Origin of the sequence: Streptomyces sioyaensis (genome assembly GCF_004122735.1) — a bacterium.
GTDB lineage: Bacteria > Actinomycetota > Actinomycetes > Streptomycetales > Streptomycetaceae > Streptomyces > Streptomyces sioyaensis.
This window is the reverse complement of the sequence record NZ_SDIF01000207.1, coordinates 1-7,110: the sequence shown is the minus strand read 5'-3', so window position 1 is coordinate 7,110 and position 7,110 is coordinate 1. Positions and strand designations below refer to the sequence as shown.

The following is a 7,110-nucleotide window of genomic DNA, read 5'->3' as shown; positions in this document are numbered from 1 at the left end:
GTCCTCGGCGGGGGCGGCGAGGCCGGGACGCCTGCGCGCCGTAGCGGTCACCGTTACGGGCACGGGCGCGGGCGCGGGCACGGGCGCGGGCACGGAGACAGGACGGGCACGGACACAGCCCCAGACACGGACGCGGGCCAGGCCACGGCAGGTAACTGGTCTGGCGTGGCCGTCTTCTGAGGGCCCCCGAGCCCCGCCCCCAGCGACGTCGAACTACCGGGCGTCATCGTGGCGTCGGCCTCGATCGACCCCAACACCATCCGGAACCGGGCACGTTGAGACGGGCAGGCCACGGCGCCAACGCCCCTCGGCGAACGACTCGCTCCCGTCAGGGGAACCGCGGCACTCATCTGCGACCCAGCTCCTGACCCGACGGTAACCCTACTTCGAGGTCAATTTATGTGAGGACCGGGAGCCGGCCAATGGTCGAGCGACACCTTCACGAATTCACCCCACGGACCACGGGTCCAGGTCACGAACGACCTGCCCTGCGCGTGACGCGGACCCGGCCGCCGCCCACGCCGAGGACCGTCCCCCGCCAGGCGGCCCCGCACATCAATCGACTACCCGGCGCGCGGCGCACCGTCGACCGCGGCACACCGTCGACCGCCGCGCGCCGGGCCGCGTCACCCCCTGACGCCGAACCGGCTCTCATGTCCGGCGAGTTCGCCCGGCATCCACCGCTCCCCGCCCATCATCCGGCCGAGGCCCGCCCAGACGACGTTCATCACCGTCGCCGCGGCGTCCCTCGCCGACGGACGCCCCCACTCCCCCGGAGCACCCTCGTCCGTACGGCAATTCGCCCACTCGGCGAGCGACTCGGCGGCGCCGACCAGGGCGTGGGCGAGCCCGGCCACCTCCCGTTCGGCCAGCTCGCCGACGCAGCCCGCTTCCTTTGCGGCTGCACCCAGCAACTCCGTGACGAACTCGACGATCTCCCCTCGTACCACGGCGACTTCGTGAGCGAACGGCTCACCCTGCGTCCTGGCCTGCTGGTGGAGTACGGCCCAGCCATCAGGATGCTCGGCGGTGTACGCAAAGAACCCCCGCAGGCCGCCCCACAGCTGCCGGTCGGCGCTCTCCCCCGGCTCGACGGCCGCCGAAACCGCCGCCATCAGCGCCTCCGACTCCCGCCGGATCACCGTGCTGAACAGGTCTTCCTTCGAATTCAGGTACAGATAGACCAACGGCTTGGAAACCCCGGCCAGTATGGCGATCTCGTCCATCGAGGCCGCCCGATATCCACGCCGTGCGAACGTCAGCACCGCGGCGTCCAGCATCTGCTGCTCCCGGACTGCACGCGGCACCCTCTTGCTCTTCACAGCTCCCACCCTGAATGCCCCTCCATCCCGCCCCTTTACTGCAAAGTAAGTTTACGATCTTCGCTTCCCGCCTCCGCCTGCTTGACGCGTTCCCGCCTATGACGAGACGATACGTATCGTTACGTTGCCCCGACCCACCTATCCGGAGGACAGCCCCATGCAGCAGTTCATCGATGCCGCGCCCGGCGTCCGCTTATGGACCGAGCAGCGCGGTCCCGCCGATGCGCCCCCACTACTGCTGGTCATGGGCGCCCAGGCGACCGGCGTCGGCTGGCCGGAGCCACTGGTCGACGCGCTGGCCACGCACCACCGGGTCATCCGTTACGACCACCGCGACACCGGCCGCTCCACGTGGCCCTTCGAGGAGCAGCCCTACAGAATCGCCGATCTGGCCACAGATGTGATCGCGGTCCTGGACGGGCTGGGCATCGGCCGGGCGCACATCGTCGGCATGTCATTGGGCGGCATGCTGGCCCAAATGGTGCTGGCGGACCACCCCGACCGATGCCTCAGCGCCACTCTCATCAGCACCAGCGCCCTCAGCACCAACCCCTACACCCGCCCGGACGGTCGGACGGTGCCGGCCGAGGAACTCCCGGGCATCGCGCCCGAGGTCCTGGAGCTGTGGTCCCGGCCCGTCGAGGATCACGAGCCGGCGGCCGAAGTGGCGCGCCGGATCGAACACTGGCGGGTACTCGCCGGTGACCAACTTCCCTTCGACGCGGAGTACTTCCGCACGCTGGAGCACCACGTCCTCGCGCACACAGGGCACCACCGCACGGGCACCGCGCACGGCCGTGCGGAGCATGACGGCATGCTCCGCACCGAGCGGCTCGCCACAAACGAGGTGCCCGCGCTGGTGGTCTGCGCACCCGCCGACCCGGTCTTCCCTCCGCCGCACCCCCAGCACCTCGCCCAGTGCCTGCGGGGCGCGCGGCTCGTCGAGATCCCCGGGATGGGGCACGCGCTGCCGCCCGCCGTCCAAGGACCGCTGGCCGCCGCGATCCTGGCCCATACGGGAGCGGCGACGGGCTGAGGGCGAAGGAGTCCCGACGCAGACAGCGGCCCTTCACCGGCGGGCGGCCAAGGAGCCGGTGCCCGCCCCGGCTGACGACACCTCAGTCACGGACACACACCAACTGGATTGTCAGTGGCCTCGATTAGGTTGGTCTTACGTTTTCGATCAAGGGGGAACCTTGCGCAAGCACCTGATCAAGGCCGGTATCGGCGCCGCAGCCGTCTCCTCGCTTCTGATGGTCTCGGCGCCCGCCGCATCCGCCGCGACGCACACCTTCTACACGACGGAATCGGTGCGGCTGCGGGCGAAGCCCACCACCCACAGCACCGCCCTGGCCCTGCTTCCCAAGGGGGCCAACGTCAAGGCCCAGATGGACAAGTACGGCGGGATCGAGTGGTACACCGGCAGCAAGCACAACGCCTGCGGGAGCAAGGGCTACATCCACGATGCCACCTGGAGCAAGGTGACCTACAAGGGAATCACGGGCTACACCGCCTTCCCCTGCCTGCTGCCCCGCTGAGCTCGTTCCCGCGGCCCACTCCGACGTCCGGGCAAGCCAGGGAACGGGGCCATCCGGGCACGTGAGGGACCGGGGCACCAACTGACCGGACGACGACGGCGCCCCAGCCGACAAGGCCGGGGCGCCGTCACGCCTCCTCGACCGGCCGCCGAAAGCAGCACAGGCCAACAGCCGGGAGACTGGGCGTCGTTACCGGAAGGTCAGTTCACCCGGCCGCACTCCATCTGGCCTTCGCCGTTGCGGCCGCAGACCTGCATCATGTGTCCCGGGCCGTCGTAATACCAGCCGCTGTAGTAGGAGCCGCCGGTGTCCACAACGTGGCGACCCCTTGTCGAGTTGTCCTTCTGGTCGAAGATCCACGCCTCGCACCACTTGGAGCCTCCGGTGGTGTACCAGCGCATGTGGTCGTGCCCGTCTCGCAGTTGGACCTGCTCATAGATCTTGCAGTCGGGGATGCCTACCTTCCAGGTCCCCTGCGCGGCCTGGGCCGGCACACCGAGCGCCAGCACTGCTGCGCTCGCAAAGCCTGCGATCGTGGCATACCTGCGAACAGTCTTCACTTGCTCCCCCTAGCTGATGAAGCACATATGGCAACCCGAAGGGGAATCGCACCCTTCGGGCCTGCAACGTGATCATTTTAGTGGGGCGGTTGCGCTCGAACCCAGGTAATCATGGGCCGAATTGCGCCAAATCGGGTGCACAGCTCGCGACCTGCTCCATGCCTGCCAGCCGCCCAGTGGGCAGCCACACCCCGTTTCCCGAGGCGAGGGCGCGCGTTTCGCCGGACCGCAGGGCAGGTGCAGCCCTGCGCCGGTCCTGGACCTCGCAGACCACATCGCCCCGATCCCCGGCACCGGCTCACGGCACCACCTGAACGAACCGGTCAAGGAGATCGGGGCGCAGCCAGAGGACCGGCGCAGGTTATGCGGCGGCCGGCACGGAGACCGGCTCCGTCGCGTCCTCAGCAGCGGCCGCCTCCAGGCTGATGCTCTTCACGCCGTTGTAGGCGTCCCGGTCCAGGATCTTCTCCCTGGCGGAGACCAGGATCGGGATGACCGATTGGCCGGCCACGTTGGTGGCCGTGCGCATCATGTCCAGGATCGGGTCGATGGCCATCAGCAGGCCGACGCCTTCCAGGGGCAGGCCCAGGGTGGAGAGGGTCAGTGTCAGCATGACCGTCGCGCCGGTCAGACCGGCGGTGGCGGCGGAGCCGATGACGGAGACGAAGACGATCAGGAGGTAGTCGCCGATGCCCAGGTGGACGTCGAAGATCTGGGCGATGAAGATCGCGGCGATCGCCGGGTAGATCGAGGCGCAGCCGTCCATCTTGGTCGTCGAGCCGAACGGCACCGCGAAGGAGGCGTACTCGCGCGGCACACCGAGGCGCTCGGTGACCTGCTGGGTGACCGGCATGGTGCCGACCGACGAGCGGGAGACGAAGGCCAGCTGGATGGCCGGCCAGGCGCCGCGGAAGAACTGCAGCGGGTTGACCTTGGCGACGGTCGACAGCAGCAGCGGGTAGACGCCGAACAGCACCAGGGCGCAGCCGGCGTAGATGTCGACGGTGAAGGTCGCGTACTTGCCGATCAGGTTCCAGCCGTAGGTCGCGATGGCGTTGCCGATGAGGCCGACGGTGCCGAGCGGGGCGAGGCGGATGACCCACCACAGGGCCTTCTGGAGCAGTTCGAGGACGGAGCGGCTGATCGCGAGGACCGGCTCGGCCTTCTCGCCGAGCTGGAGCGCGGCGATGCCGGCGACGGCGGCCATGAAGACGATCTGCAGGACGTTGAGCTCGGTGAACGGCGTGATGATGTCGGTGGGGACGATGCCGGTCAGGAAGTCGATCCAGGAGCCCGCGTGGTCGGGGAGCTTGCCGTCCTTGGGGCTCAGGCCGGTGCCCGCGCCGGGGTGGGTGAGCAGGCCGATCGCCAGGCCGATCGCGACCGCGATCAGCGAGGTGACCATGAACCACAGCAGGGTGCGGGTGGCCAGCCGGGCGGCGTTGTTGACCTGGCGCAGATTGGTGATCGACACCAGGATCGCGAAGAAGACCAGCGGGGCCACGGCCAGCTTCAGCAGCTGGACGAAGAGGTCGCCGATGTGCTGGAGCGTGGCGGTGAGCCAGCCGATGTCACCGTTCTTGGCGAGCGCGCCGAGCAGCACGCCCAGGGCGAGGCCGGCCAGGATCTGGGCCCAGAACGGGACCTTGGGTATGCGGGAGGACTTGGGGGTCTGAGGCGCCGGTGAGGACTCGGCGGTCTCGGCAGACGTGGACAACGGACACACTCCGGGGACAGGTCAGGCGTCGGAAGGCGGCGCGGAGCGCCAGGAGGTCGAGCGGCCGCGGAGCGGTTCGAGGGAGCTCGAAGCAGGGGGCCTCCCGCCCGGAGGGCGAGGGGGATCTCCGGCCGCTGGATGAAGGGTCAGCGGCGGCAACAGGCCGCGGACAGACAGCGGCAGAGATCGACGTGCAGGCGCGCCACGAGCGGAGTGCTCATGGGGGACGGGGGCGCGGCTGCCATCTTCATGGCACGTACATTAACACTTGAACTTTGAGGAACCCAAAGAAAATCTTTGACTTCCCGAGAGGCCGCCGCCCCGGACGTCCCGTCAAAAACGCGACAGGCGCCCGGTCATGGAACACAAGCCATGACGGCGGGCGCCGGTCGCGGACGGGCGACTGTGAGGTGTCTTACATAGAGGTCCAGACCTTTTGGCCGCAGGCCTTCACCACAGGCCATCACTGCAGTCCTTGACCGCACGCGTTGACCCCAGGCCGTTAGCCCAGCCCGTCCTCCTGGCCGGCGTGGGCCGCGAGCCGCTCGCGCTGGCGGTCGACCTTGGCCACGATCTGCTCGGACATCGCGTCCCGCTGCTTGCGCAGCAGCACGAAGCTGAGCGGCGCGGAGATCACGATGGCGAGCAGCAGCATCCAGACGGTGTTGGACGCGCCGACGGCGAGCGGAATGACGTGGAGGTAGGCCAGCACCCACACCACGGCGAACGAGGCGACGAAGAGGCCGATGCGAAGGGCGGTGTAGCGGAGCGTGGCGAAGTTGTGGCTACTCACGGATGGGACCTTCTCCTCAACGGCAACCTAAAGGGTCTGCATCCAGTCAAGCACAGCGCTTCGGGCGATCTTCGCGGCCCCCGCCGCAGTGCCCGTCCCCGCAGACCCGTACCTGACGCGCAGGCCGGCCCGCGCCGGCCCCGTCCCTCAGCCCAGCTCCCGCCACATGGTGATGTCGTCCCGGAAGTCACCGTCGGCGACCTTGATCGCGCCGGGCACCCGGCCGACCTCCTTGTATCCGCAGGACGCGTAGAAGCGGCTGAGGCCGGTGCCGCCGCGGCAGGTGAGCCGGATGCCGGAGATGCCGTCGAGCGAGCGGGCGGCGTCGGCGACCGCGGCCATCAGCTCCCGGCCGACCCCCTGGCCCTGGGCGGACGGATGGACCATGACGGTGTAGACCCACAGCCAGTGGCGCATCAGACGGTGGTCGTTGAGGGTGAGGAACGCGGCGGCCAGGACCCGGTCGTCCGGATCGCGGCCCACCAGCAGACGCGTGCGGCCCTCGGCCATCGACGTCAGATGCCTCAGCAGCTCGGGCCGGACGTCGTCCTGGGTCACCGGCGGGACGAAGCCGACGGCGCCGTCGGCGTTGGAGACGTCGCTCCACAACGCGCATATCCCGTCGCGGAGAGCGGGGGTGACGGAAGGGTCCAGGTCGAAACGCACGTTCATGACCCGGACCCTAACTCCCGCCACTGACAGCGACCCCGGCCTGCTCAGACGCGCATCGGCTGGGGCGACTCACGGCGCTCGGGGTCCGGACCCGGGTACTCGCGGATGGCCTCGTAGCGGGTGTTGCGCTCGACCGGGCGGAAGCCGGCGTCGCGGATCAGGTCGAGCAGATCGTCACGGGTCAGCTTGTTGGGCGTGCCGTAGTTGTCCGCGTCGTGCGTGATCTTGTACTCGACGACCGAGCCGTCCATGTCGTCGGCGCCGTGCTGGAGGGCCAGCTGGGTGGTCTGCAGGCCGTGCATGACCCAGAAGCACTTGATGTGCGGGACGTTGTCGAAGAGGAGGCGGGAGACCGCGAAGGTCTTCAGGGCCTCGGCGCCGGTCGCCATCGTCGTGCGGGCCTGGAGCTTGTTGCGGACCTTGCCGTCCTGCATGTCGACGAAGTCGTGCTGGTAGCGCAGCGGGATGAAGACCTGGAAGCCGCCGGTCTCGTCCTGGAGCTCACGCA

7 protein-coding genes and 1 pseudogene are annotated in these 7,110 nt (G+C 69.0%); 2 read left to right on the top strand and 6 right to left on the bottom strand.

Features of this window, described 5'->3' with window-relative positions; genetic code table 11:
- Positions 1 to 626: 626 nt before the first annotated feature.
- Complete coding sequence (locus tag EST54_RS32660) at positions 627 to 1,280, bottom strand: TetR/AcrR family transcriptional regulator (RefSeq protein WP_239013459.1); 654 nt, start codon at positions 1,278 to 1,280, stop codon at positions 627 to 629.
- A 199-nt stretch (positions 1,281 to 1,479) separates the two neighbouring features.
- Here EST54_RS32660 and EST54_RS32655 point away from each other — a divergent pair, with 199 nt between their 5' ends.
- Positions 1,480 to 2,358: an alpha/beta fold hydrolase gene (locus EST54_RS32655; protein WP_129251301.1), complete on the top strand. Its 879-nt coding sequence runs from the start codon at positions 1,480 to 1,482 to the stop codon at positions 2,356 to 2,358.
- 160 nt (positions 2,359 to 2,518) lie between these two features.
- The gene (locus EST54_RS32650; protein ID WP_129251300.1) at positions 2,519 to 2,860 is read left to right on the top strand and encodes an SH3 domain-containing protein; all 342 of its coding nucleotides are present in this window, start codon (positions 2,519 to 2,521) and stop codon (positions 2,858 to 2,860) included.
- Between the two features lie 200 nt (positions 2,861 to 3,060).
- Here the strand turns inward: EST54_RS32650 and EST54_RS32645 are convergent, their stop codons facing one another.
- From EST54_RS32645 to EST54_RS32625, 5 genes and pseudogenes are all read right to left on the bottom strand, one after another.
- A complete protein-coding gene (locus EST54_RS32645; RefSeq protein WP_129251299.1) occupies positions 3,061 to 3,420 on the bottom strand; it encodes a hypothetical protein in 360 nt (119 codons plus the stop codon).
- A 361-nt stretch (positions 3,421 to 3,781) separates the two neighbouring features.
- Positions 3,782 to 5,137: a dicarboxylate/amino acid:cation symporter gene (locus tag EST54_RS32640; protein ID WP_129251298.1), complete on the bottom strand. Its 1,356-nt coding sequence runs from the start codon at positions 5,135 to 5,137 to the stop codon at positions 3,782 to 3,784.
- Positions 5,138 to 5,639: 502 nt separating this feature from the next.
- Positions 5,640 to 5,930 carry a DUF4229 domain-containing protein gene (locus tag EST54_RS32635; RefSeq protein WP_129251297.1) on the bottom strand — a complete coding sequence of 97 codons (291 nt, stop codon included), beginning with the start codon at positions 5,928 to 5,930 and terminating at the stop codon, positions 5,640 to 5,642.
- A 147-nt stretch (positions 5,931 to 6,077) separates the two neighbouring features.
- A complete protein-coding gene (locus EST54_RS32630; RefSeq protein ID WP_129251296.1) occupies positions 6,078 to 6,602 on the bottom strand; it encodes a GNAT family N-acetyltransferase in 525 nt (174 codons plus the stop codon).
- 44 nt (positions 6,603 to 6,646) lie between these two features.
- Positions 6,647 to 7,110 (bottom strand): annotated as a pseudogene (locus tag EST54_RS32625) (aminofutalosine synthase MqnE); the annotation flags it as partial.